This is a genomic window from Sulfurospirillum halorespirans DSM 13726 (genome assembly GCF_001723605.1).
GTDB classification, from domain to species: domain Bacteria; phylum Campylobacterota; class Campylobacteria; order Campylobacterales; family Sulfurospirillaceae; genus Sulfurospirillum; species Sulfurospirillum halorespirans.
The window spans coordinates 1,969,574-1,996,071 of record NZ_CP017111.1; the positions used below are offsets into that span (position 1 = coordinate 1,969,574).

At 41.4% G+C, this 26,498-nt stretch carries 24 protein-coding genes; 10 read left to right on the forward strand and 14 right to left on the reverse strand.

Annotated features, from left to right (window positions below):
- Positions 1–64 precede the first annotated feature (64 nt).
- The 6 genes from SHALO_RS09815 to SHALO_RS09840 all read right to left on the reverse strand — a co-directional run bounded on the left by SHALO_RS09815 (position 65) and on the right by SHALO_RS09840 (position 7,130).
- A complete protein-coding gene (locus SHALO_RS09815; RefSeq protein ID WP_069478373.1) occupies positions 65–754 on the reverse strand; it encodes a SapC family protein in 690 nt (229 codons plus the stop codon).
- A 125-nt stretch (positions 755–879) separates the two neighbouring features.
- Positions 880–2,826 (reverse strand): acetate--CoA ligase, encoded by a 1,947-nt coding sequence (acs, locus tag SHALO_RS09820; protein WP_069478374.1) that lies wholly within the window; start codon positions 2,824–2,826, stop codon positions 880–882.
- Between the two features lie 70 nt (positions 2,827–2,896).
- Entirely contained in the window at positions 2,897–4,537 is a 1,641-nt protein-coding gene (locus SHALO_RS09825; RefSeq protein ID WP_069478375.1) for a cation acetate symporter, read from the reverse strand.
- Entirely contained in the window at positions 4,534–4,848 is a 315-nt protein-coding gene (locus tag SHALO_RS09830) for a DUF485 domain-containing protein (protein ID WP_069478376.1), read from the reverse strand. Before SHALO_RS09830 ends, SHALO_RS09825 begins: the two co-directional genes overlap by 4 nt.
- Before the next feature lie 129 nt (positions 4,849–4,977).
- Complete coding sequence (locus tag SHALO_RS09835; protein ID WP_069478377.1) at positions 4,978–5,655, reverse strand: response regulator transcription factor; 678 nt, start codon at positions 5,653–5,655, stop codon at positions 4,978–4,980.
- Positions 5,656–5,657: 2 nt separating this feature from the next.
- The gene (locus SHALO_RS09840) at positions 5,658–7,130 is read right to left on the reverse strand and encodes a sensor histidine kinase (protein WP_238585232.1); all 1,473 of its coding nucleotides are present in this window, start codon (positions 7,128–7,130) and stop codon (positions 5,658–5,660) included.
- Between the two features lie 120 nt (positions 7,131–7,250).
- On the opposite strand from SHALO_RS09840, the gene SHALO_RS09845 reads away from it, so the two are divergent.
- Together SHALO_RS09845 and SHALO_RS09850 are read left to right on the forward strand one after the other, a co-directional pair.
- Positions 7,251–8,243 carry an agmatine deiminase family protein gene (locus SHALO_RS09845; protein ID WP_069479400.1) on the forward strand — a complete coding sequence of 331 codons (993 nt, stop codon included), beginning with the start codon at positions 7,251–7,253 and terminating at the stop codon, positions 8,241–8,243.
- Complete coding sequence (locus SHALO_RS09850) at positions 8,243–9,151, forward strand: cation diffusion facilitator family transporter (protein WP_069478378.1); 909 nt, start codon at positions 8,243–8,245, stop codon at positions 9,149–9,151. The genes SHALO_RS09845 and SHALO_RS09850 overlap by 1 nt, the downstream gene beginning before the upstream one ends.
- 12 nt (positions 9,152–9,163) lie before the next feature.
- Here the strand turns inward: SHALO_RS09850 and feoB are convergent, their stop codons facing one another.
- Both feoB and SHALO_RS09860 read right to left on the reverse strand, forming a co-directional pair.
- Complete coding sequence (gene feoB / locus SHALO_RS09855) at positions 9,164–11,260, reverse strand: ferrous iron transport protein B (protein ID WP_069478379.1); 2,097 nt, start codon at positions 11,258–11,260, stop codon at positions 9,164–9,166.
- Entirely contained in the window at positions 11,257–11,484 is a 228-nt protein-coding gene (locus tag SHALO_RS09860; RefSeq protein WP_069478380.1) for a FeoA family protein, read from the reverse strand. Before SHALO_RS09860 ends, feoB begins: the two co-directional genes overlap by 4 nt.
- Before the next feature lie 126 nt (positions 11,485–11,610).
- On the opposite strand from SHALO_RS09860, the gene SHALO_RS09865 reads away from it, so the two are divergent.
- From SHALO_RS09865 to SHALO_RS09885, 5 genes are all read left to right on the forward strand, one after another.
- Positions 11,611–12,483 (forward strand): carbon-nitrogen hydrolase, encoded by an 873-nt coding sequence (locus SHALO_RS09865; protein ID WP_069478381.1) that lies wholly within the window; start codon positions 11,611–11,613, stop codon positions 12,481–12,483.
- Between the two features lie 54 nt (positions 12,484–12,537).
- Entirely contained in the window at positions 12,538–14,148 is a 1,611-nt protein-coding gene (locus SHALO_RS09870) for an AAA family ATPase (protein WP_069478382.1), read from the forward strand.
- Entirely contained in the window at positions 14,145–14,987 is an 843-nt protein-coding gene (locus tag SHALO_RS09875) for a hypothetical protein (protein ID WP_069478383.1), read from the forward strand. The genes SHALO_RS09870 and SHALO_RS09875 overlap by 4 nt, the downstream gene beginning before the upstream one ends.
- 112 nt (positions 14,988–15,099) lie before the next feature.
- Entirely contained in the window at positions 15,100–15,297 is a 198-nt protein-coding gene (locus SHALO_RS09880; RefSeq protein WP_069478384.1) for a hypothetical protein, read from the forward strand.
- A gap of 101 nt (positions 15,298–15,398) precedes the next feature.
- Positions 15,399–15,824 carry a TOBE domain-containing protein gene (locus SHALO_RS09885; RefSeq protein ID WP_069478385.1) on the forward strand — a complete coding sequence of 142 codons (426 nt, stop codon included), beginning with the start codon at positions 15,399–15,401 and terminating at the stop codon, positions 15,822–15,824.
- A gap of 14 nt (positions 15,825–15,838) precedes the next feature.
- On the opposite strand, the gene SHALO_RS09890 is transcribed toward SHALO_RS09885, so the two are convergent.
- From SHALO_RS09890 to SHALO_RS09900, 3 genes are all read right to left on the reverse strand, one after another.
- Positions 15,839–16,408 (reverse strand): NUDIX domain-containing protein, encoded by a 570-nt coding sequence (locus SHALO_RS09890; RefSeq protein ID WP_069478386.1) that lies wholly within the window; start codon positions 16,406–16,408, stop codon positions 15,839–15,841.
- A 4-nt stretch (positions 16,409–16,412) separates the two neighbouring features.
- Complete coding sequence (gene corA, locus SHALO_RS09895; RefSeq protein ID WP_069478387.1) at positions 16,413–17,375, reverse strand: magnesium/cobalt transporter CorA; 963 nt, start codon at positions 17,373–17,375, stop codon at positions 16,413–16,415.
- Positions 17,376–17,436: 61 nt separating this feature from the next.
- Positions 17,437–18,609, reverse strand: coding sequence for a peptidoglycan DD-metalloendopeptidase family protein (locus SHALO_RS09900; protein ID WP_069478388.1), 1,173 nt, complete (start codon positions 18,607–18,609; stop codon positions 17,437–17,439).
- 157 nt (positions 18,610–18,766) lie between these two features.
- Between SHALO_RS09900 and SHALO_RS09905 the strand changes: the two genes are divergently transcribed.
- The 3 genes from SHALO_RS09905 to SHALO_RS09915 are packed head-to-tail and all read left to right on the forward strand — an operon-like array spanning position 18,767 to position 21,751.
- On the forward strand, positions 18,767–19,576 hold the full coding sequence (locus SHALO_RS09905) for a plasminogen-binding N-terminal domain-containing protein (protein ID WP_069478389.1): 810 nt from the start codon (positions 18,767–18,769) through the stop codon (positions 19,574–19,576).
- On the forward strand, positions 19,567–20,946 hold the full coding sequence (locus SHALO_RS09910) for an FAD-linked oxidase C-terminal domain-containing protein (protein ID WP_069478390.1): 1,380 nt from the start codon (positions 19,567–19,569) through the stop codon (positions 20,944–20,946). Before SHALO_RS09905 ends, SHALO_RS09910 begins: the two co-directional genes overlap by 10 nt.
- Before the next feature lies 1 nt (position 20,947).
- Positions 20,948–21,751: a YihY family inner membrane protein gene (locus tag SHALO_RS09915; RefSeq protein ID WP_069478391.1), complete on the forward strand. Its 804-nt coding sequence runs from the start codon at positions 20,948–20,950 to the stop codon at positions 21,749–21,751.
- Here SHALO_RS09915 and SHALO_RS09920 read toward each other — a convergent pair.
- The 3 genes from SHALO_RS09920 to ispG form a co-directional block, all read right to left on the reverse strand.
- On the reverse strand, positions 21,713–22,864 hold the full coding sequence (locus SHALO_RS09920; RefSeq protein ID WP_238585233.1) for a ComEC/Rec2 family competence protein: 1,152 nt from the start codon (positions 22,862–22,864) through the stop codon (positions 21,713–21,715). The genes SHALO_RS09915 and SHALO_RS09920 overlap by 39 nt on opposite strands.
- 114 nt (positions 22,865–22,978) lie before the next feature.
- The gene (gene dnaB / locus SHALO_RS09925) at positions 22,979–25,426 is read right to left on the reverse strand and encodes a replicative DNA helicase (RefSeq protein WP_069478393.1); all 2,448 of its coding nucleotides are present in this window, start codon (positions 25,424–25,426) and stop codon (positions 22,979–22,981) included.
- Positions 25,423–26,487 carry a flavodoxin-dependent (E)-4-hydroxy-3-methylbut-2-enyl-diphosphate synthase gene (ispG, locus tag SHALO_RS09930; RefSeq protein WP_069478394.1) on the reverse strand — a complete coding sequence of 355 codons (1,065 nt, stop codon included), beginning with the start codon at positions 26,485–26,487 and terminating at the stop codon, positions 25,423–25,425. The genes dnaB and ispG overlap by 4 nt, the downstream gene beginning before the upstream one ends.
- Positions 26,488–26,498 lie beyond the last annotated feature (11 nt).

The window sequence follows — 26,498 nt, forward strand, 5'->3', positions numbered from 1 at the left end:
AGGAGATTCGCGTTTACATGTAAGAGTGAAATCTTTACATGTAAACGCTTTTAATATTAAAAACCTACAACCCCAGCCGTCTGATATTGCTCAGCGAGATCAGATGTGCTGTCATAAAAGGGGTCGCTCCTTTTTTGCAAATGTCGAGTTTTTTCTTCTCACTTAGGTGGTTCAGTTTTTCTTCATTGAGCGTAAAAAAGCCATTGATGGTATGTGTTTTACCCTCTTCATCCAGAACAGTGGCACTTTTTTCCACCAAAAGCTCCCATGTCTCTAACTCTTTAATGAAAGCGTTGCACGCTTGCAATTCGCCTTGGAAACGAATGAGAAAATCCAACGTGTTTTTGGTTAGATCACTGGGTGTTTTGTCCTCTTTAAAAAGCGCTCTTGGTTGATTTGAGGCATTTAATGCTTCCAAAGCCTCTTCTTCAATACCTAAAGAAAAGCCCTCTTTTCCCTCATTTTGAACCAAAATAAACGGATAACGTCTCAAAAATGCAGGAAGATATTTGCCTTTTTTAAAACGATGCGTCTCATCTAAATAGACGTTTTTATCGTTAAAACCAAGTAACGCGATGGCAAGCCAATCCCCTTCTTTATTTTTCGTAAATAAAATCGGATAGTCCTTGCACGCTTCGTAAAACTCTCCAATGCCCAAAGGAACGCTTATCATCGTCTCTAAGTTTGGATAGCCAAGGGCGTCATTGACAGCTTTGGTTTGATCTTGCGGTTGGTTGATAATATGCAATGCCATAGGTTATGTTCCTCTAATTGATCGTAATATGTTTGAGTATCATAACATTTTAAGGGCAAATTTTCACTGTGAATGAAGAGAAAAAGAAGAAGCGGTCACACGTTACATGTAACCGCTGTGGAGGTCTAAAATTCGATGAGATTTTGAATTTTCTCAACGATGCTTGGATCTTCAAGCGTGGAGATATCTTGGGTAATCGGCTCTTTTTTCGCAATCGAGCGAAGAATTCTTCGCATGATCTTACCGCTTCTGGTTTTTGGAAGCCCCGGAACGAAACGGATCGCGTCGAGTTTGGCAATATTTCCAATTTCCTTAACAATCAGCTTGTTAAGCTCTTGGATCATATACACCTCTTCACTTAAGCTATCTTCGCCCTTAATGACAATATAGGCAAAAATTCCCTCGCCTTTGATCGGATCAGGACGACCGACAACAGCCACTTCAGCAACGTTTTCATGGTGAGCAAGAACCGCTTCGATCTCAGCCGTACCAATTCTATGACCTGAAACGTTGATAACATCGTCGGTGCGCCCTGTAATGACAATGTAACCATCATCATCGTACATCGCGCCATCACCCGAGAAGTAAACCGGTTTGCCATCTTTTTTACAGTCGCCAAAATACGACTTCACAAAACGATCACTATCACCCCAGATATTGCGGATCATGGATGGCCAAGGTTTCGTGATACACAAGAACCCTTTTTCACCTTTGGGTGTTGGATTGCCGTGCTCATCAATAATTTCGGCTTTAATGCCAGGAAGTGGGAATGTCGCCGAACCAGGTTTGATCGGTGTAGCACCCGGAAGTGGGGTAATCATATGACCACCCGTCTCTGTTTGCCACCATGTATCCACAATCGGACAATTTCCTCTACCAATTTGCTCATAGTACCACATCCACGCATCAGGATTGATCGGCTCACCAACGGTTCCAAGTACTTTGAGAGAACTTAGGTCGTACTTTGAAGGAGCATCTGCACCCTCCTTGTGAAGCAAACGAATCGCTGTTGGAGCGGTATAAAACTGATTGACACGGTGCTCTTCGATCATACTCCACCATCTGCCTACATCGGGGAATGTTGGAACGCCTTCGTACATAATGGTCGTTGCACCCATCGCGAGTGGTCCATAAACGATGTACGTATGCCCAGTAATCCAGCCAACGTCCGCAGTACACCAAAACGTATCATTTTCTTTCACATCAAAAACGTGTTCCATTGTGTATTGTGCCCAAAGGATGTAGCCAGCACTTCCGTGTTGAACACCTTTTGGTTTGCCAGTACTTCCTGAAGTATAAAGGAGAAACAATGGATCTTCTGAGTCCATCCATTCAGGATCACAATACTGAGATTCGTTCATGATGATCTCGTTGTAAACATAGTCACGTCCTGGAACATATTCGATGTCTTCAAAGTTTCTCTGAACGATCAGTACTTTTTCACAACTCTCACACCCGACACTCAGCGCTTCATCTACAACGGGTTTTAACATGTAAGGTTTACCACGACGAAATGCACCATCGGCAGTAATGACAAGCTTAGCCTCAGCATCTTGGATACGATCACGTAATGCTTCAGCAGAGAATCCACCAAAGACAACGGAGTGAATCGCACCAATTTTTGCACATGCAAGCATTGCAAAAGCCGCTTCTGGAATCATTGGCATATAAAGCACTACACGGTCACCTTTTTTGATGCCAAATTTATTGCGCATTAAGTTCGCTAAGCGGTTAACACGGTAGAAAAGTTGAAGATAGGTGATAATGCGACGCTTACCATCCTCACCCTCCCAAATAATCGCCGCTTTATTTTTGCGAGTCTTTAGATGTCTTCCTAAACACTGATGCGTAACGTTTAATTTGCCACCTTCGAACCATTTGTAAAATGGAGCGTTATCCTCATTCAAGACTCTATCATAGGGTTTAAACCACTCGATTTTTTCGCGTGCGAGTTTATCCCAATAGCCTTCAAAATCCTCATCCGCTTGAATGCAGAGCTCTTTGTATTCGCACATATTTTTAATTCTGGCTTCTTTACTTAAAGCTCTACTTGGTTCAAAAAGTTGTGACATCGTTACGATCCTTTTTCATAATTTATTAACACCTCTTGGTTTTACCCAAGAGGCTGAATTTTTATACTGTTTAGTGACTTGAAGAGCCCTCTGCTCCAATACCTGTTTGACTTCTGATGTACTGATGATCAAACGCTGCGATCTCTTTAGCGGCACTTTCACTGTTATCCATCAAAGAGATAATCCAAATACCAAAGAAAGCAACTGTCATTGAGAAAAGTGCTGGGTTTCCATAAGCGTAGATCGCTGTTTTATTGCCTAAAACATCCACCCAAACCGCTTTACTGAGAATTACCAACACAATCGCTGTAAACAGTCCTAAACTACCGCCATACACAGCACCTCTTGTTGTAAGCTTTCTCCAAAACATTGAGAGGAAGAGAATTGGGAAGTTAGCACTTGCTGCAATCGCAAATGCAAGACCTACCATGAACGCAATGTTCTGCTTTTCAAACGCAATGCCTAAGATAATCGCTACGATACCAAGGGCGATTGTAGAGTATTTAGAAACTCTCATCTCTGTCATTTCATCCACACGACCTCTGGCAAATACGTTTGCATAAAGATCATGACTGACCGCACTTGCACCTGCAAGTGTAAGACCTGAAACAACCGCTAAAATCGTTGCAAAAGCAACCGCTGAGATAAATCCTAGGAAGAGATTTCCACCAATCGCATGTGCGGTGTGAATCGCTGACATGTTACCACCACCGATGATGCCACCTTTGACTGGGTCAAGATAGGTTGGATCATTTGTAAGTAATACGATAGCACCAAAACCTATGATGAAGGTTAAAATATAAAAATAACCTATAAATCCAGTGGCAAAAAAGACAGATTTTCGAGCCTCTTTAGCATCACTCACGGTGAAGAAACGCATCAAGATGTGTGGAAGACCTGCGGTTCCAAACATCAAGGCAATGCCTAAGCTGATCGCTGAAATGGGGTCACTGACTAAGCCACCTGGTGCCATAATCGCAATCGTTTTCTTCGCCGCTACCGCTTGGGAGAAAAGTGTTTCAAAGCTAAAGCCCACTTTGTACATGATCATGATCGCCATGAACGATGCACCAGAGAGAAGTAAAACCGCTTTGATGATCTGAACCCATGTTGTTGCCAACATGCCACCAAACGTAACATATAAGATCATCAAAATACCGACCATAATGACCGCGTACTCATAATCAAGTCCAAATAAGATCTGAATAAGTTGACCCGCACCAACCATTTGAGCGATCAAATAAAGCGCTACGGTTGCCAATGAGCCAAGAGCGGCAAGAACACGAATCGGTGTTTGTTGTAATCGGTACGATGCAACATCACTAAAGGTATATTTACCTAAGTTTCGAAGCTGTTCTGCCACCAAGAAAAGGATGATCGGCCAACCGACTAAGAAGCCGATAGAATAGATCAAACCATCAAACCCTTTGAGGTAAACAAGCCCCGAAATTCCTAAAAAGGATGCCGCAGACATGTAATCACCTGCAATGGCAAGACCGTTTTGAAAACCCGTAATTCCTCCACCTGCGGTGTAAAAATCTTTAGCCGTTTTGGTTCTTTTAGCCGCCCAGTAAGTAATACCAAGGGTTGCAAGAACAAAGAGAACAAACATAATAATCGCTGAAACGTTTAAGTCACGCTTGCCGCTAAATTGAGCATCCGCTGCAAAAGCGAAATTGCTTAAGGTTAAGAGGAGTAAGCCCCATTTCATTTTTCGCTCCTTGCTTCTTCTTTGATTTGACGGGTTAGCTCATCAAATTCGCCGTTTGCTCTTTGAGTATATATACCCGTAAGCACAAACGCAATAATAATGACACCAAGTCCCACAGGGATACCAACGGTCGTAACGCCTTCTCCAAGCTTAATTGCAAAGGTCGTAGGAGAAAAAGCAATTACAAGGATGAAAGAGTAGTACACAACCAGCATAACGATCGCTAGTTTCCATGCAAAACTACTTCTTTTTTTTACGAGTTCGGCGAATTTTGGGTTGGCCTGTACTCTGTCGTAGATGTTCTGACTCATAAATGCTCCTTCTTTGTGATGTGGTAGCCTGATGACATTGTAAAGAAGTAACATAGCATTAACGTAGCATTTTTATTTTTGGAATAAAAGAGAGATTTTTTATAAATAATGTGAGTAAATAAGTAACTTTTAGCGGTTTTTCTCGGGAAAATACTTCTCAATCTTGTACCCAACACCCTTAAGATTGATGATAAAATCTTCCTTAAGAAGCTTGCGAAAACGACTGATTTCAGCCCTAATAGAGGCATTATCGATGGGTTCATCGTTCCATACATAGGTGCGGAATTTCTCGAAGTCAACGACCACACCCATATTCTCAGAAAGTAGTGTCACAATTTGTAACTGTTTCTTTGTAAGCACCTGAACAGTGTTATTGTAAAAGAGCATCTGCTCCTCTTTGGAGAAGACATATTTGGAGTTTAAGATGATGTGTTTGAGGTTTTTGATTGCGGATTCTTTTTTGATCTTGTCGATGCGAAGCCCCAGTTCTTTAAGATGAAACGGCTTTTTGAGATAATCCGAAGCGCCTAACTCAAACGCTTGAGAGATGTCATCGATGTCCACATTCGCACTGATGAAAATGGTCGGAAACGCATGTTCGATCTCATTGAGCGCTTTGAGCAGGCTGAGCCCACTCATTTTAGGAATGTTGATGTCTAAAAGTAACAGATCAAACGCATCTTTTTTGATCGCTTCATACGCCTCTTCGCCGTTACCAAAAGCGATGACTTTGTGCCCCAACGCTTCTAAATACTCCTCAATGGAACTTCGTAACATCAACTCATCTTCTAGCAGTAAAATTTTCATCGTTATCCTCTCACAAAACGGTAGCGAAAACAGGTTTTGGATTCATCCGAGTCTACCTCTATCATGACATCATTCGCATCGCAAATTTCTTTAACGATGTTTAACCCCAAACCAAACCCGCCACGCGCCTCATCTTCTCTGTAATAACGATTGAACAATTGCTCAGGCGCTTTGATCTTCTCGCCTCTATTTTCCACCTCAAACACAACCTCATTTTCATGCGCATACAGCTTTACATGTAAAGGTTGTTTTTCGTAACTGTACTTGATCGCATTGGAGAGATTATTGTCGCAAATGCGCTGTAATTCGATCTCATTGAAGAGTATAAACAGCTCAGGTGCGATGTTCGTGCTGATGTGCAGTTTATTGCCCTGAGCAACATCTTCAAAGTAATCCACGCGCTCTGTCAAAAACGTCGAAAAGTTGATCATACTTTTTTCGTACACGACTCTGTCTTTTTTCACGACATACGCCAAATCTTCATAGATGTTATCCAGAACCTTCACCGCCGCTTCGATTTTGAGCAGATAAGGATTGGTTTCAAATTTGAGATTGTACAGATCGATATTCATGAGAATGATCGAAAGTGGCGTATTGATCTCATGAATCGCGTTTTTAACGAACCGATCTTGTTTTTCAAGGAGCTCCTGTGTAAAATCAATTGAGCGTTTAAGCTCCACTGTCTTTTGCTCGACAATGCCCTCAAGGTTGCTGTTAAGCTCCACAAGTGCGTTGTTTTTGGCTTTAATCTCTTCGATCATCACGTTCGCATGGGTGACGATCTCTTGAAACTCTTGAAACTTGATCTTTTCCATATCGATAAACTCATAACTTTGAGACGCTTTTTTAAACGAGTAGACGATAAAACGAATTTCACGCTTCATAATGTCACTCACATAACGGTACTCCACCGTGCTCACCAAGTATAAAAAGAGTGTGAGCATGTAGATTTTCAGCACAAAATTAATGATCTTATCTTGGTACGCTTTCTTCTTTTCCGCCAGTACATTTTCGATGTTATGTGTGCTGACACCACTGCCCAAAATGAGCTCAAGTGGCGCATAATGCTCCGTAACAACGATGTCTTTGCCCACATCTTCCACAGGCAATTCTGCGCTACGGTAGAGCATTTTCCCCGAGCTGTGCTCTAAAAAAAGATAATTTTGTCCATTGCTTGGAGGAATGAGTGCTTTTAAATCTTCTTTGAGTTTGTGATAGATCTGCTCTTTGGAAAGCCCTTCGCTTTGAGAAAAACGGTACTGCGTGATGTTATGAAGCAAAAGCAGTTGGGCTTCTGCACTGTTTTGCTGTGTCTGAATGTAACTCTCTTCGATGATTTTGATCTCTTTTTGAAAATCGATGTATTCATTGACGATGACCAAACACGCGGAGATAAACGCAAAAACGCCTGCAAAAAGAATCGCCATAAAATTAATCTGATTGATGCTTTTGGTGTCTTTTCGTTTTTGAAGCAAAAAAATCCTTTACATGTAAAACTTTTTGGAGACTATTTTACCTACATTCTCCCAAAAAAAGGAGATACAAGCCATTTTGGGTATAATTTGGCTCAAACCTACGCTACAGGGAGTGACACAATGAAAATCCGAATACCTGCCGAATGGGAAGAGCAAGAAGCACTGGTTGTCGTTTTCCCTCCAAAAGAGAGCGACTGGGCACACTCCATTAAAGAGATTCATCAAACCTACTTGACCTTTATCGCAACGATTGCGCGTTTTCAAAAGTGCATGGTCATTTGTGAAGACAAAACAGCACTGGCAACTTCACTGCCCAATTTACAAAACATCGAACTCATCCAAATGCCCACCAATGACACATGGATACGCGATTTTGGTGGCATCAACATCTATAAAAATCATAAACGCCGTACGTATGACTTTGTTTTCAACGCGTGGGGCAATAAATTTGAAGCCAATTTAGACAACACGATTACGAAGCAACTTTTTGAAGAAGGCTATTTGGAAGGCAAACTCAAAAGTTTGGACTTTGTATTGGAGGGCGGAAGCATCGACAGCAACGGTCATGACGTGATGCTCTCAACCGCATATTGTCTTTTTGAAGAGAACCGAAACGCCCATCTTTCTAAAAAGAAGATCAAAAAAACACTGATGGAGCTTTTTGGGCTTAAAGAGCTCATTATCTTAGAACACGGCGCACTCATGGGCGATGACACCGACTCGCACATCGACACGTTGGCTCGTTTTATTAACAAAAACACCATCGCGTACGTGAAGTGTTATGACAAAAAAGATGAACACTACAAAGAGCTTCGTAAAATGGAAAAAGAGCTGCAAAAAACAGACTTTCATCTGCTTCCGCTCCCCCTTCCCTCAGCGAAATACTTCAACGATCACCGCATCCCAGCAACCTACATGAACTTTGTGCTCATTAATAACGCCGTGCTGGTTCCAACCTACTCAGACGCCTGCGATGCAGAAGTTTTAGCGACTTTTGAGCGCTATTTTCCGGATCGTGAGGTCGTTGGCATCGAATCCTCCGTGCTGATTCGAGAACACGGAAGCTTGCATTGCGCTTCCATGAATATTTACAAAGAGAGAGATGACGCATAATGACTTTGCAGAAAAAAGCGACTATTGTATCGAGTGCTACCGCTACCATTCTTATCGTTATCAAGCTATTTATTGGACTTTTGAGTGGTTCTGTCGCTGTTTTAGCCTCTGCCATCGACTCTGTTTTAGACTTAATTGTCTCAGCCTTTAACTATTTTGCCATCACCAAAGCCGAGCAACCTGCCAATAAAAAGTTCAACTACGGCAAAGGCAAAATCGAAGCGTTAGCCGCGGTTATCGAAGGGACGGTCATTACGGTTTCGGGTCTTTTTATCTTTTACAGCGCCATCAAAAAAGCGCTCTTTCATGAACCCCTCGAACGCTTAAGTGAGTCTATCCTTGTTATGCTCATTTCGCTAGGTCTTACCATTGCTTTGGTCATTTTTCTCAATTACGTTGCCAAAAAAACACGCAGTATGGTCGTAAAGTCTGACGCCCTGCACTACAAAACAGACGTGCTCAGCAATGGCGCCATTTTGGTCTCTTTGGTGCTCATTCAAGTCACAGGATTTGAGCTGATCGACTCCATTATGGGTGTGATTATCTCCATCTACATTATCCATTCAGCGTATGAGATCATTCGCGATGGCGTTTACATTTTGCTGGATGCCTCACTGGATGAAGAGATTGTGGAGAGCATTAAAAACATCATTCTTGAAGAAAAAGAGCTCAGCGATTTTCACTACCTCAAAACCCGAAAATCCGCCAATACCAACTTCGTTGACGTTCACTTGGTTTTTAGCCCAGGTATTTCACTGATGCGAGCGCATCATGCAGGAGATCGGATCGAAGAGAAGATTAAAGCGCTGATACCGGAGGGTGAATGGGTCATCAACGCCCATCTTGACCCTTACGATGACTCCGAAATCAACGATATGAGGCAACAAGTCAAAGGAGAGATGGATTAATTCCCTCTCCTTTTAAAACAGTAGCGCTATCCGATACCCAACAAATGCCAATCCCCACGCAATCACGGTCGTAAAGACGAAAAGATAGACAAGGTATTTGTAACTCCCACTCTCTTTCATAAAAACAACCGAGGCTGCCATACAGGGCAGATAAAACATCACAAAGATGATAAACGAAACCGAAGAGGCAAATGAGATCTGCTTTTGAAGCTCGCTGATCAAGCCTTCATTACCCTCATCCACGTCCGAGCCAAGCGCGTATAAAACGCCCAGCGTTGAGACCACGACCTCTTTTGCCGCTAGACCTGATTCGAGTGCTACCGTCATTTTCCAGTCAAAGCCGATGGGTTGAAACAGAACATCGGTTGATTTGCCAAGCATGCCTAAGAAACTCTTTTCAAGTAAGAGTTGCGCTTTTGCATTTTCAAGCGTTGCTTTCTCTTCATCGCTGCTGACTAATTCGATTTTTTGATTATAACTCTCTTCGATGGTTGGGTATTTTGGGTAATTGCTCGCAAACCAAATGAGCAGTGAAGCCGCTAGTATGAATGTTCCTGCTTTTTTAAGGTACATGACAGCCTTCGTGACCACGGTATGCCAGATAAGTCTAACGGAGGGCAAACGATACTTTGGCATTTCCATCACAAAGGGTTCGTCCACACCTTTAAACACAAACACTTTTAAAAATTTAGCTGCGATCAAACCGATAAATGCCCCTGCGATATAAATGAGAAAGAGCACATTTCCCGCATTATTTCCTGCAAAAAAAGCACCTGCAAAAAGCACATACACAGGAAGCTTCGCCCCACAACTCATAAACCCGATGATAAAAAGTGTGATGAGCCGATCTTTGTCATTTTTAAGGGTTCGTGCACTCATATATGCTGGCACCGAACAGCCAAAACCCGTCACAAGCGGAATGAAACTTTTACCGTGCAGACCAAAACGGTGAAAAAAGCCATCGAGTAAAAACGCCACGCGCGCCATATAGCCCGTCGTTTCCAAAAGCGCGATACCAAAAAAGAGTATGACGATGTTAGGTAAAAACATCACCACCGCACCAACGCCTGAAATGGCGCCATCGGCGATCATGGAGCCTAGTTCTCCGTCGCCAAAAATCGTTTTGGCATAATTTCCAAGAGCCACAAAAAAAGCATCGATCCAGTCCATCGGAATGGAACCGAGCTCAAACGTGAGTTGGAAAAGCCCCCACATCAAAAAGATAAAAATAGGAATCCCAAAGAATTGGTGAATCAAAAGAGCATCAATTTTCTCAGTAACATTTTTAGAAACACTCTTTTTACATGTAACCGTTTCCGTCACCGCCCCTTTGGCAAAAGCAGCTCTCTCTTCCGCAAAAATTTCACTCACATCTTTCGTCTCATGGTGCAAGTAAAGATGTTCCAGCGCCTCTTTAAGCAAAGGTGAGAATTCAAGCCAAATGGGTTCATCGTGCATTTTATGGTAAATTTTTGGATTTTCTTGTAACAGTTTGAGCACCAAATCACGATACGCAAGCTCTGTTTTATACCGCTTTTGCTTTAAAAAGAACGAAAGCTTTTCCACCTCTTCTTCGACCACATCGCTGTAAATCAGTTTTGATTTTTCAAACGGAAATAACGAAACATCAATCGCACGATTCAGCAGTTTCCCAATCCCTCTTTTCGTAGCAGCCGAAACCTTCACACAGGGTACACCAAGAATGGAGCTGAGCTGTTCATGGTTGATGCAGATGCCCTCTTTGTGGGCTTCGTCCATCATATTGAGCGCCACGATCATCTTTTTATCGAGTTCTAAAAGTTGCGTGGTCAGATAAAGATTGCGCTCCAAATTGGTCGCATCGACCACGTTGATGATAAGATCGTAATGCTCATTTTCTAAAAAATCTTTCGTAACGCGTTCGTCTTGTGTGTAGTCATTGAGCGAGTAAGTTCCAGGAAGATCGACGATTTTGATAGAGCGATTTTGCGTCATAAAACGCACTTCCGCTTTTTCAACCGTCACACCTGAGAAGTTGCCTACTTTGAGGCGCGCATCGGCGATGGAGTTGATGAGCATGCTTTTGCCCACATTGGGTTGCCCCACAAGGGCGATGATGAGTTCGTTCATGCTCTTTGCACTCCGATGCTCTTGGCTTCTTCAAAACGAAGCGCTAAAAGCGTACTTCCCACTTCGATCTCCATCGTACTTTTTGCGATACTGGTTGCTTTGATTTTGAGGTGACTTCCCCTGCGAAGTCCCAATGAAAAAAGTCTCTGTTTGAGTTCGCCATCGGCTTCTATATGCGTAACGACAGCGTTGTCGCCAGCATTCATCTCTGAAAGTGTTATCATTAAGCTATCTCCCCTTGTTCATTATCGCAGGTTTTGATAATGTCCATCAAGATATTAGGTTAAAACGGATTAAAAGCTTATTAATGTATAATAAAAATAACAAAATTAAGCACATAGGTGGATTTTATGAAAGTCGGACTCATCCAACACGCCGTTGAAAGTACCAAAGAAAAAACCCTCGCCAAAACCGTTTCGCTCATCGAAAAAGCCGCCAAACAAGGCGCCGAGCTTGTCGTGCTGCAAGAGCTTCACCAAGACCGCTACTTCTGCATCAACGAAGATGTTGACTGTTTTGACCTTGCCTCTTCGTGGGAAGCTGACATCGCATTTTGGTCAGGCATCGCCAAAGCCAACACCGTCGTTTTAGTCACTTCACTCTTTGAAAAACGCTCCGCCGGACTCTACCACAACACCGCCGTCGTCTTTGAAAAAGATGGCACAGTCGCTGGAAAATACCGAAAAATGCACATCCCCGATGACCCAGGTTTTTACGAAAAATTCTACTTCACTCCGGGTGACATGGGCTACAACCCCATTCAAACCAGTGTCGGCAAATTAGGTCTCCTCGTCTGTTGGGATCAATGGTACCCAGAAGCGGCACGTTTGATGGCGCTCAAAGGGGCTGAAATGCTCATCTACCCCACCGCCATCGGTTGGTTCGATGAAGACGCCGAAGATGAAAAAAAGCGCCAATGTGACGCATGGGAGACCATACAACGCGGTCACGCCGTAGCAAACGGACTTCCTGTCATCAGCGTAAACCGCATCGGCAAAGAAGCTGACAACCACGGTGTACTTGATGGCATCCGCTTCTGGGGCAACTCCTTTGTCGCAGGCCCACAAGGCGAAATAATCGTTCGCGCAAGCCATGACAAAGAAGAAGTACTCATCGTCGAAGTCGATCTTGAAAGAGGCGAACACGTCAGACGCATCTGGCCGTTTTTACGAGACCGCAGAATCGAAACGTATGGGGATTTGACGAAACGATTTATCGACTAAAACCTTTTTACATGTAAAGATTCAAAGCTTTACATGTAAACCTTTGGAGTGAGTATGGAACTGGTTTATTTGTGGGTGGAAGAGTATAAAAACATTAAAAATCAAGGGTTTAATTTTTCACCTAGGTTTACATGTGAGTTTTTTCCTGAATATGATGAAAATAATAAACTAAAAGATAATTGTGAACTAAAAATCACACCAAAAGAGCATGTCAATATTTTCCCTACAAATATTAATGTCACAGCGATTGTTGGGGCAAATGGAGCTGGGAAGAGTAGTATTTTAGAGTTCTTAAATGAAATATTTCGTATTGAATATAATAAAAATAGAAATTTGATTGTAGATTACGATCATGTTCTTAATTTTTGCCTAGCTTTTAAAATAAAAAATACAATCTATGCAATTAAATCAATTGATAATCACGATACTAATTCATTTGAAGAGAGTGAAAAAATTGAAAATATTTTAGAGTATTACCATTACTCAAATGATAAATCAAACATGAGTAACCAAATATTATTGGATGATATTTCAATAGCCAAAATGCTGATATATGATTACTCGAAAAATAAAAATTTCAAATTATCCTCATTTATGTATATACCGAATCAAATATCAATACAACTATGTGATTTTGAAAAAAAATTTGAAAAATTAATTTCAAATGACAAACTCTACCCAATGTCTAAACACGAATCAGATTTTGTTTATATAGAAAATATGAGCAAAGAAGTACATCATCAAACAGATTTTTTTCATTCAATAACAGATATATATCATCAATTTTTAATATTGAAATTGTTAGAAAAATCTGAGGAAACAGTTGCTTTTTACTTATCAAAAAGTGATATTACAGAACAGTTAAGCGATAGTGAGTTACTTAGTGAAGAAGATTTTAAAAAATATTTTGAGTGTTATAAAGATTTACTACATGCCCCTAAAAGAGATATTGATACGTTAAACTCCGTAGAAAAAGAAATATATATTGACAAATATAGCGATTTTTTTGAATTTGATTTTTTTGATGAGAAAAATAGACAATACAGTAGTTTAAGTCATGGTGAAAAAACACTTTTTGGACAATTACTTAATATTTATTACCATTCGGAAAAATCAAAAAATGACAATTTTCTCTTTTTATTTGACGAACCTGAAATAGCGTTGCATCCAAATTGGCAAAAAAGCTATATTCAAGAATTATCCACATTGACTCAAAAACTAGAAAAAAATTATCATTTTATTTTTGCAAGCCATTCCCCATTTTTGCTTTCCGACATCCCTAAAGAAAACGTTATTTTCCTAGAAAAAGATAAGGATGGTAGGTCCAAAAATGTCACTAAAGAAACAAAAATTGAAACCTTTGGAGCTAATATCCACACCCTACTCTCTCATGGTTTTTTTATGAAAGACGGGCTTATAGGCGAATTTGCGAAAGAGAAAATCAATAAAGCTATTACAATTCTAAATAAACAAGGCAAACTCAGTAAAAGTTCTCTTGCATATTGTGAACAAATCATTTCAATTATTGGCGAACCTATACTTAAACGACAACTTCAAAGAATGCTTGATAGCAAAAGGCTTTACAAAATGGACGAGATAGATCGCTTAAAAGCTGATATTTCAGAGCTTCATCAAAAACTAAAAAAATTAGAAAATAGAAAATGATAAAAATTGCTACGCCACATTTGGAAGAGCTGGCACACGAGCATTATGAAGAGTTAAAATCAAAAATAAAATTTCCTACATGTAAATATGCTCTTGAAGAAGTCATCACCGCAAAACCTGAAAAACTGCATGAAATTGCGATGCACTACAAAGGCGACACTTCATTTGATTTTATGAAAAATGAATACAAAAAATTTACCGTTAAAACAGATAATGATACATACGATGCCTATACCTTAGCCCAATCTCTTAACGTCACCGTTTGCCCCTATTGCAACCGAAATTATACGTTTACGGTTCGCTCCAAAAACGGCTCAATACGTCCGCAATTTGATCATTTTTACGATAAAGTGATGTATCCGATCTTGGCATTGTCGTTTTACAATCTTATACCCAGTTGCCCTACATGTAATGCAAGCATAAAAGGACGCAAGCAATTTTCGCTTACGACGCATGTGCATCCTTACATTGAAGGTTTCGATGATAAGGCACGTTTTGCTTTACATGTAAAGGACAGCTCGTTTTATTACGATGAACAAGGGTTTGATTTAAAACTGGGCTCAAACGATGCCAAAGCGCAAAAAAACATCGAAGATTTTGCGTTGGAAGAGATTTATAAAAACCACAAAGACATCGTCTTAGAACTTATCCAAAAATCGGTTATGTACAATGAAAGCTACATCGAAGAGCTGATGCAAAACTACGAGGGAACACTCTTTAAAAATGAAGAAGATTTACTGCGTTTGATCTTTGGCGGTTACATCAGCGATGAAGACTTGGGCAAGCGCCCTCTTTCCAAACTTACCAAAGACATTTTAGAGCAGTTGGAGATTATCTAACTCTTTACATGTAAAGCATTTCACTTTCGCATGGTGAAAAATAAACCACTCTATCGTTATGTATTAATAAATACTACGATATACTCTCCTTAATTCTTTGAGGAGGTTTACGATGAGTGAGGTTTATTCTATATTTTTATCGGCTGTTTTTTCAAGTTTTCTTGTGACGATGTGTATTATTGCGGTTCTTGGCTCATTGTATTACCTGACGTTTAAGTGTTTTGCTTCGTATATCTCGTTTGATAAAATCGCCCAAAAACGCGCTCAAAATTTGAAAAATGCCTCTGCTAAAGAGAATTCTATACTCTAAAAAATACCACCGTTGCCAATTGACATTACATAACACTCTGTGAGATAATTTTATTAACCATCAAGGTAAACCTTGATAGATCAAACCCAAGGAAGTGTGTTATGAAAATAAGTGCAAGAAATCAAATCGTTGGAAAAGTGTCTGAGATCAAAAATGGTCCTGTAAACAGTGAAGTTGTTGTTGCGACTGCAGGTGGCGATAAAATCGTTTCTGTCATTACCAATGGTGCGGTTGTATCACTTGGTTTAAAAGTTGGTTCTGAAGCGCTTTGTATCTTTAAAGCACAAAGTGTTCTTCTCGCAAAAGCGGACATCGCACTTGCGGTAAGTGCTCGCAATAAAATCAAAGGTACTATTTCTGAGATCAAAGATGGTGCCGTTAATTGTGAGGTTATTATCGCTACTGCTGGTGGTTTAACCGTAACAGCTATCGTGACAGAAGATGCAAAAAAAGAGCTTTCCCTTGCAAAAGGCGACACTGTTTATGCCATCATCAAAGCTTCAAGCATTTTAGTAGGCGCAAACTAAGCCTTACATGTAAACTATTTTTCGTAGGTTTTAAAGTACCACATCAGCGCGAACATCAAGCCTGATGTGGTCGCGATGCTCTCATCAAACATAAATTCAACGGTCTCTTCACGTTTGAGGTAGATCACTTCGATGTTTTCATTTTCGATGCCACCACCTTCATTGACCTTCATCGTATCATCCAAAATAGCGTAGTACAGCGTTTGTCTCCCACCTGCAAAGCCAACGGCGGTGTAAAAAGAGGAAATTTTTTGAAGTTTGTCAAGCGGCACATCATACCCTGTCTCTTCCAAGACCTCTTCTTTGGCGATTTCGATGAGGCTTTTGTCTTTATCGACGATGCCCGCACACAATTCAAATGTAAAACCGTCATGGTTTTTAACATAGATGGAAGGGCGAAACTGCTTGACAAAGACAAACGAGTCTAAATCTTTGTGGTAGAGCAAAATGGCGACGCTGTTGTGTGTATCGACGATGTCCCAACGCTTTTCAACGCTGTTGTGCAAATAGTACATACTTTTAGGTTTGATGTAGTCTGAATGCACGCACTCCTCGATTTTAAGCACCTCAATCGTATGTTTCATACGCTTAAATCCACCCTTTTTTCTTGAAAATCACAATCGGGGTAATCGCAGAAAGCACCATCAGAACAAGCGAAAACGCATACCCAAACTGCCAATCAAGCTCAGGCAAAATCTTAAAGTTCATACCGTAAATGCTCGCGATAAGCGTTGGTGGAAGGAAAATAACGTTCATAATCGTAAAGATTTTGATGACCTTATTTTGCTCAATGTTCAAAACGCCCACGAAGATGTTTTGTAAGTAATCCAGACGCTCAAAGTTAAACTCGGTGTAATCAATCAACGACTTAATATCTTTAAGCATGATGACAATATCGGCACGAAGGGAGCTGTCATCGTATTTGTTCGATTTGATAAATGAGGTTAAAATGCGCTGTTTATCCATCAAGTTTTCACGGATATTCATGTTCAGATCTTCAAATGAGGAGATTTTTTCCAACATCTCTTCATCATCATTCGTGTAGTCGGTAAAAACGTGTTTGCGAAGACGTGTGATGTCTTTGGAAAGCTTTTCGATGATGTCCGCATCCGCGTCGATTCTGATGTCTAAAAGCTGTGAAAAGATGTAGTAACCGTTTTTAAATTCACGAGGAGCATAGTAAAAACGCTTACTAAATTCTTCAAAGGTTTTGAGCTCTTTGTACCGAATGGAGATGAGAAGATTGCCTTGGAGAATGAACGAAACCGTTTCGTTGTGCGCACTCTCTTCGGTGGCGATCAAGAAGAAACTGTTGATCTCAATCTTTTTGTCCTCTTCCCAGTAACGCGAACTGATCTCGATCTCTTCTGACTCTTGTTTCGTTGGAAAATCGATACCAAATATCTTCTCGACAAACACGATCTCTTCACTGGTTGGCAATAACATATCAAGCCATACGACTTTGCTCTTTTTATCCTCGTTATCATCAAATTCGCTCAAATCTGTGATCACTTCAAGCTTATTACTATTTCTAAAAAAACATCGTATCATGGCACACTCTTTTTCTTTTTATTCTATCGCAAAACGGTTGCATATTGTTTACATGTAAAGACTAACTCTGTTTTTGTTCAAAAGGATAAGAAAGGTTAAAATTTTCCTCTTTATAAACAGGTTCATTGCTCTCTTGGGCACTCTCAACTTTTTTTCTTAGCGCATCAGTATAGTTTATAAAGGCTTTAAGTTCATTACCACCCAGCGCACTTTTCGCGATTTTAACGACACTTGCAGGATTAATAGCCACATTACTGCGGTACAAACCAAAATGCAAATGCGGTCCACTGCTAAGCCCCGTGTTACCGACATACGCGATGACCTGACCTTGTTTGACTTTTTGACCACTGCGTATCCCTTTGGCAAAGCCATTAAGATGCGCATAGAGTGTTTTGTAACTGCTGTCATGGCTCACTTCGATCGTATTGCCATAGCCACCTTTTTGACCGACAAACAAGACTCTGCCACTTCCAGCTGACTTCACAGGTGTTCCAACGCTTGCCGCGTAGTCGATGCCTAAGTGCGCACGGTATTTTTGCAAAATTGGATGCCATCGTTTTTGGGTAAAAACAGAGGAGACACGCGTGTAATTCACAGGATTTGAAAGTAAGAAACTATCGAGTTCTTGACCCTTGGGATCGTAATAGTTCTCTTTATAAAAGAAGATGTAATTTTTTTTCTTTGCTGTCTCAACCATCGAAACGTCGATTTTGATGGAACCAAAAAGCTTTCCAAGGCGCCTTTTTTGTTGATACAAAAGTACGAGTTTATCGCCTTTTTGGAGGTTTCGAAGGTTCACTTCGCCACGAAAGGTTTGGGCAAATTCATTGGCAAGACCGTAACTGCTCGTGGCATTGAGAATATCCACATACGGTGAGTTTTGAATCTCTATCGCTAAAGAGCGTTTCTCTTCTTGCAAAAGGATGGGGGTAATTTCCATGATAAATTTGTCATCTATTGTCTTAATGTGCATTTGAAGCTCTTCCCCGATGGGAATTAAAACTTGCTCTAAGGCATTGTTTTCACTTTTGAGAACCTGATATTTTACGCCTGCTACAATCTCAGCTGCTAACTCTTGTTCTTCTTTATCGAGGGTATAATAAATGGAGGATGGAAGATGGTTTTTCTCTAAAAAGGTTAGAAAGGTTTCGCCCTTTGGCCACTTCAACTCTTCGACGTATGAAGCAGCTGCAAACGATACAAAAAGAGATAAAAAGATAATGAATTTTGCCATTTGCACCTCCTAGTTCTTTTTCGATTTTAGCGGAACAAATCTTACAAAATGCCTAAAAGACACTCTTTAGATAAAAATAAGTTTTTTTAAAACAGTTATAGTATAATCTCTCTCAATAAAATAAAAGGGCTATCATATACCCTTCAAGGAGTTCCCGTTGAACAAGCTATTTTTGGTTATGTGTCTGTTTTTGTTTGCCTCATTTGCAGAGGCTCAATCTTTTTTTAAAGAGTTCAAAACAACCGTTTTAGAGTCAAATGAAAAACAAATTGTGATCCCTGATTCACCAGAGTTTGTGCTCGGAGCAAGCGGCGTTGTCAGCCATAAATTTGATGCAACACATACAACCATTATCGCACGCGTTGATGTTATCAGTAAAGATGGTATCAAAGCGGTTTTAAATGTTGAAAAGTTTGAGATGCTTGCCCAAGGCGCATTCCCAGATTCAGGTGTTAAACCTGCCGTTGGCGATGAAGTCATCATTAACTACCTTTACGATCGTGCACTGATTATCGTGCCAAACCAAAGTGTTTACAACGAAGTCACTAAAAATTTCAACACGATTACATGGATTCATCCTGACATCGTTGCAGCCTATTTAGCGAAACTCTACCGTCCAAATCCCGATAAAAAAATCTTCCAACAAGCATGCTACCAAAATGCGGCATCGATCATCTTCTTTGGCATTGAGAACAAAGGTTTCTTTGTGGATTGCCATAACTTCCGCATTATTCAAAGTATCGATGTTAAGAGCAGTGGCGAGACAATGCTTCCATTTTATTCACGCATCAATAAACAGATTGACTCTTCATGGTTTAACTGGGACAGTGGAACGATTGCCGAATACAACAACTATTATGCCTATCTTTTAGGTCAAACCAATACCCTTAAAGGTGCTGGAATAGACGGCATTATCCTAAAATTACCTTTTGACATCGTAGAGAGAAAAGATACCCTATGGAAATAAAACATATTGCCTATTTTAAAAATCTTATTGGCGCTGAAAATGTCTATGATGACAAAGCGCATTTGATCGCGTATTGCTACGATGCAACCCGCGCACGTTACGAACCCGATGCTGTTTTGTTTCCAAGAGATGAGAGCGATGTCAGTGAGATTTTAAAGTATTGCAATGAACACCGCATTATCATCACGCCTCGTGGAGCAGGAAGTGGCTTCACAGGAGGTGCTTTGCCTGCAAACGGTGGCATCATCCTAGCGTTTGAAAAACACATGAACAAAATCCTTGAGATCGACATGGAAAACATGGTCGCTGTGGTACAACCTGGCGTCATCAACATGGCATTGCAACGAGCTGTTGAGGCACGAGGACTTTTTTATCCGCCCGATCCTGCAAGTGAAGAGTACTCAACGATTGGCGGCAATGTCAGCGAAAATGCAGGCGGTATGCGTGCGGCAAAGTATGGCATCACGAAAGATTACGTCATGGCATTACGTGCTGTTCTTCCAAATGGTGAGATCATCCGTGCTGGAAAACGTACCATTAAAGATGTCGCTGGTTATAACATCGCTGGTATTATTATCGCCAGTGAGGGAACGCTTGCATGTATTACTGAAATTACGTTAAAACTGATTGCAAAACCTAAAATGGCGCAAACCGCTATGGGTGTTTTCCCCAGTGTTGAAGCAGCGATGAACGCCGTGTACAAGACAATGGCGGCAGGCGTTACACCTGTTGCGATGGAATTTTTAGACAATCTTTCGATTAACGCGGTTGAGAAGAAGTTCAACAAAGGCTTACCCAAAGATGCTGGGGCGATTCTCATCACCGATGTCGATGGCAATTCACAAGAAGAGCTCACCCAACAACTTGACATCATCGAAGAGGCGTTTTTAGAGAATGGTTGCAGTGGATTTAAAAGAGCTACAAGCCCTGAAGAGTCTAAAAATCTTTGGTTTGCAAGACGTAATGCCAGTCAGTCTATTACCATTTACGGCAGTAAAAAACTTAACGAAGACATTACCGTTCCTCGCAGTAAACTGCCTGCCCTTCTTAAAGCCATTGGTGAAATTGCGCAAAAATACAACGTCACCGTACCGTGTTTTGGGCATACGGGTGATGGCAATGTTCACACCAACGTCATGGTCGATGGCAGTGATCCTAAACAGCTTGAGATCGGGCATCACGCGATCGAAGAGATCTTTAAAGCAACCGTAGCCTTGGGTGGCACTCTCAGTGGAGAACACGGCATCGGGCTGAGTAAAGCACCGTTTATGCACCTCGCCTTTAGTGAAGGCGAAATGGAGCTTTTCCGCTCCGTTAAAAAAGCGTTTGATCCAAATAATATTTTGAATCCTGCCAAAATGGGACTCTGATGTGTTAAACACTAAAAATAGTGTAGAATTTTTCAAAAAACTCAGAGACGTAGAGCTTGCGCACTACGCCTCTTCTTTGAGTTTTCACACTATTTTAGCGTTGATTCCTATTCTGCTCATTACTTTTAGCATTTTTACCAAAATGCCTCTTTTCTCGGTTTATTATGAAAAACTTCAAGGTTTTATTTTTAGCTCACTTATTCCCACACAACAAGACATTATGATTGGCTATTTGCATGATTTTATGGAGAATACTGGCAATATGGGCGTTGTAGGCGTTATTTTTGTGCTGTATATCTCTATTATGTTCTTCTTGGATTATGAAAAAATCGTGAGCAAAATCTTCGAGATTCCTTCCCGTAGTTTTTGGGAAGCGCTTTCAACCTACTGGACGATGGTTACACTCATGCCTCTTGGGCTCATCATCTTTTTTTACAGCTCTGCCGTGGTGCAAGAATTTTTAGATCAAAGTGATGTCACAAGTTCCATTAATTTGGTCCGTTTTTCGCCCTATTTGATTGTCTGGCTTTTGTATCTTATTATGTATTCCATTTCTGCTAAAACCAAAATCCACCTCAAAAGTGCCCTGCTCTCCTCCTTTGTCGCCTCACTTTTTTGGTATGTCTCTAAAATTCTTTTTGTCTATTATGTAAGCTATAACAAAACCTATTTGAGCATTTACGGCTCGTTTAGCATTCTGCTTTTCTTCTTCCTCTGGATCTATTTTTCATGGTTTATTTATCTTTATGGTCTGAAATTTTGCTTTTTATTGAATGAAAAAGAGAGCGAAAAAAGCAAAGCCTAAACAGGCATAAAGCGCAAACTTAAAGCGTATCGCGACAAGCGAAACGCCTACATACAGACCCAAAACCCACCACGGAAAGCTCAACAAATAACTCTGCGTTTTTACATGTAAGAATTCCAGTAAATAGCCATCTAAAATGCCTCCCAAATTCAGTACATGTAAAAGCACGCCAAGCGGATAAAAGACGATAAACACGAGGCTTGAAAGCGGTGAGGTGAGCTGTAAAAATGTGAAAACAGGAAAAAATGTATGAACGATGGGAACCATTAAGAGAAATACACCTAAGTCGATGATGGCAAGTAAGACCCAGCGATTCAGGCTTGCAAAATGGTGCAGAAAGAGAAAGAGATAAAAGACTCCCGCCACCGAAAACCAAAACGAGAGCGAAAAAACAAGGCTAGGGAAAAGCGCTAAAAGCCCTAATGTTGTGAGTCCTAGCATCTCAAAAGAGAGCACTTTAATCCCCCTAGAATAGATAAAAAATCCTAAAACACTCATCGCAAAGGCACGCAAAAAAGAGGGCACAAAATCGATCACGACCATATAGATAAACAAAACAACCAGCACCACCATGGTTAAATCCGCTGTGGCATTTCGGTACGGAAAATAACGACTTTGAAAAAACTGATACAGCGGTTTGAGGAAGAAAAAAAGCAGAAATGAGATGACGCCCACGTTGTAACCGCTAATCGCGATCAGATGTGAAATGCCCCATTTTTGAACCTCGTCACGAAGCTCTTTGGAGATGGGCGTTGCAAACAGAAGCGTTTTGTAAAGCTCGGCTATCTTTTCACTTTCATGTTGCTCTTCGACGAAGCGATAAAGGGGCTTGACATCCAACGGTGGGTCATCTTCGTAGATTTCATACAAGGTAAGTGATGGAGCAAAAAAGCCTTTGAGGTAGTCGTAAAACGTGACTTTATCCACTTTGAGTTTCACTTTCACGCGGGTTTTAATGCTCATAGTGACAACACGCCACGAGACGGTGTAAACTTCCGCGCCACTGCCATCTAATTTGAGCTTGAAAACATCGTATGTGCGCCCTTTTTCATTGGTTTTCGTGTAGTGGTTGAGTACGGTTGCTGTGTTTACATGTAAAGATTCCCGCGTCAATTCTTTGAAGTGGTAAAATTCTATGGCAAGGGAGATACACGCAACACAAAGCACCACGGAGAGTGTCAGAAAAAATTCCTTTTTGCTGACAAAGAGTGGTACGCTGAGCATTGGTTAAAGCGGAGGCAAACTAATCTTCGCCTCTTGCGAAATGGAGGCATTGTATTGAACGACTTCAATCGGAATAGAATTTTTCCCACCATCCACAAAGCGCGTGCACGCCTTTTGAAAAATCAAGTTCGCCACACCAACCGGTCCATTTCTATTTTTTCCAACAATGACCTCGGCTGACTCTTCTGGTTTTTCAAAGAAGTCACTTTTGTACTCTTTGCCCTCGGTTCTGGCCTTTTGCTCTTTCTCTTTCTCTTCACGCATACGGTAAACATCATCACGGTAGACAAACAAGATCATATCGGCATCTTGCTCGATCGCACCTGATTCCCTAAGGTCGCTTAGCATTGGGCGTTTATCGCTTCTGGCTTCAAGTCCACGGTTAAGCTGCGAAAGTGCGATGATAGGAATGTTCAGCTCCCTCGCTAGAAGTTTAAGTCCACGGCTAATATCACTCACCTCTATATGCCTGTCTCTCGTTCCAGCCGAACTCATCAACTGCAAGTAGTCGATGATCGCGAGTGAAATTTCAGGGTGTTGGGATTTGAGTTTACGAAGCTTTGCTCTGACTTTATGAATATCCACCGAGCCATTATCGTCCACAAAAAATTTGCGTTTACTCATCTCATCCGCAGCGCTCGTCAGTCTTCCCCACTGCTCATCGCCCATATCGCCCACTTTGAGCTTTTGAAGCGGTATGGATGTCTTCGCACTGAGCATCCTGAGCATCAACTGCTCGGCTGGCATCTCAAGGGAAAAGATCGCAACACCTTTGCCTCGATCTAACGCATTTTGAGCCAAATTCAGACAAAAAGCCGTATTGTGTGTTACCGTCATATCTTCGAGTAAAAAGAGGCTATTGCCATCAATTTCAAACCCATAATAGTCATCGACTTGATCAAATTCAACTTGAATCCCTGTTTGATTCCAACTGCGTTTTACGCGCCATGGCACAGCAATTTTGCGTTTAATTTTCACAGGAATGGTATCGACATTGCCAAAAATGCGCACGCGATACACTTTACATGTAAAGCCAATCGACTCAATCGCAGCCTCTTTTTCTTTCAGTGACGTTCTAAACCCCAACGTATCGGCTAAAAATTTAATCTGCCTAGCAAGCGCTTCTTCTTTTTGGGTAATCTCATAGCCATTGCACTGCGCGTCATAGTGACCATCGCTGTCTAAAAGTCCTGCTAAAAGTTCCAAACGATTGTGCGTTGAGTTGATAAGAAAATCGTGTGGAATATGCTTGTTTTCAATCACTCCTAATTGTCGAAGCGTGGCTTGCAGACTCTCTTTTTTAGTATTGTCAACATTCACAATACCATACATCGGGCATTTGCCATCCTCTTTTGACTGACTCACACCCAGTCCTAAACGCGTCGCATAGTCACTCAAATACGCCACAACTTCTTCATCTTGCGTTGCAATACGTACATCCGATTTCCGGCCATCGCCCAACCACAATCCTAAAAAATAGGGCTCAATTTCCAGCGCTTTTTCCATAAATTTGACAGGGACTTTGTAGCCTTTGTAGTTGCTTTTAAACTTTTTACTTTTATCCAGATACTCACGAATCGAAATATTTAAAACATCGCCATGCGTATGCTTTCCCTCATTTCGTGAACGTTTTAAGGAGAGAATGTGTGATTCATTAACACGATAATCGATTCCCTTATTTTGCCTTACCCAGTACATTCTTTCTCTGCCACGCGCTAAAGAGAGCACTTTTCGTGGCGTTGAGTCATCGCCCATCAAGAGTTCACCCACGCAAATATCTTCAACATTTTTCAAAACACCATCATACATCAGCACTTTCGTACCTTTGGCTAGACACTTACCCATCGCCGGCCTTGCCGCCACAATGATGAGATCGCCCTCGCCGAAACCTGAGGTCAAACGATTGATTTCGGCAAATCCACTGTCCACACCGACAACACCAGAGTTTCCACGTTTTTTCATCTCGTGAATGTGCGCAATGGTGGCGTGTGTCATCTCAGGTGATTCACGAAATTCCTTAGTGCCACTTTCTTGGGTAATCTGATAAAGCTTTTGTTGCACGAGATCGACCACTTCATTGGATGGCAAGTCTTTCTCAACCGCGATTTCTTTGATGTCACTGGTCAGCTGTACAAGCTCTCGCTTAATTGCCTTCTCACGAATCTCTTCGACATACGCTTTAGTGGCAGGAAGAGGATTCGTTGAGAGGATTTCCAACATCGCGTCTTCATCAAAACGCCCTTGTTGGTTGAGCTTTTTCTTGATGAACTCTTCATCAATCGGCAAATCTTCCCTCTCGCACGCCTCCATCGCTTCGTAAATATAACGATGACTTGGCAGGTAAAAATCTTTCGCGCTAATGACCGCTGCAATATCTTCAAACGTCGCAGGATTAAATAAAATGGAGCTAAGAACCGAGCGCTCTATATTGACATTGTGCAGATTGCTCATGCTTTGTACTCCTTGGCAGCAAGCTCAACCGCTTCTAAAAATTTATCGACGAGGTCTTCTTCTTTGAGTTTGGCAACTACTTCGCCTTTGACCATCACAAGCCCTTGACCTTTTCCAAACGCAATGGCAACATCGGCATGTTTGGCTTCGCCAATGGCATTGACGACACAGCCCATAACTGAGATGTTTAGAGGTGCTTTGATGTGTTTGGTACGGCGCTCTACTTCAGCTACGGCATTGACCAAATTGGCTTCCAAGCGTCCGCACGTTGGGCAGGAGATGATGTTAATGCCCTCTGCTTCAACACCACTGTCTTTTAAAATGGCACGCCCTACTTTAATCTCTTCTTCAAGCTCTCCCGTGATGGAAACTCTCAACGTATCGCCAATGCCATCGAGCAAAAGAGAACCCAGTGCAATAGACGATTTAATCGTTGAGTGAAACAAGGTGCCTGCTTCTGTGACGCCTAAATGAAATGGGTACTCCACCAAAGGGCGAAGCATGCGGTACGCTTCAACGGTACGATCCACATCACTGGCTTTTAAGGAGACTTTCATATTGGTAAAGCCCAAATCTTCGAGGTATTTGATGTTATACAGAGCCGATTCGACCATCCCTTTAGCGGTAGGACCATATTTCTCATCAAACTCTTTTTCCAAACTTCCGCTGTTCACGCCAATGCGAATCGGAATGCCCCGTTCATTGCACGCTTTCACGACCTCTTTAACACGCTCTTTGTTGCCAATATTGCCAGGGTTGATGCGAATACAATCCACCACTTCCGCAGCAATCAGTGCTAAACGGTAATTAAAGTGAATGTCCGCAACGATAGGCAAAGTGGAGCGCTCTTTAATCGCTTTAAGTGCGTGCGCATCGTCATAATCGGGTACGGCTAAACGCACGATGTCAGCTCCTGCAAAATGCAAACGGCGAATTTGCTCTACAGTTGCTTCCACATCATGTGTTTTTGAAAACGTCATCGATTGAACAGGAATTTTGGCATTGCCACCAATGGGCACATTGCCGACAAAAATTTGTTTGGTTGGGTATCGTTTTATCATTGTTTATCACT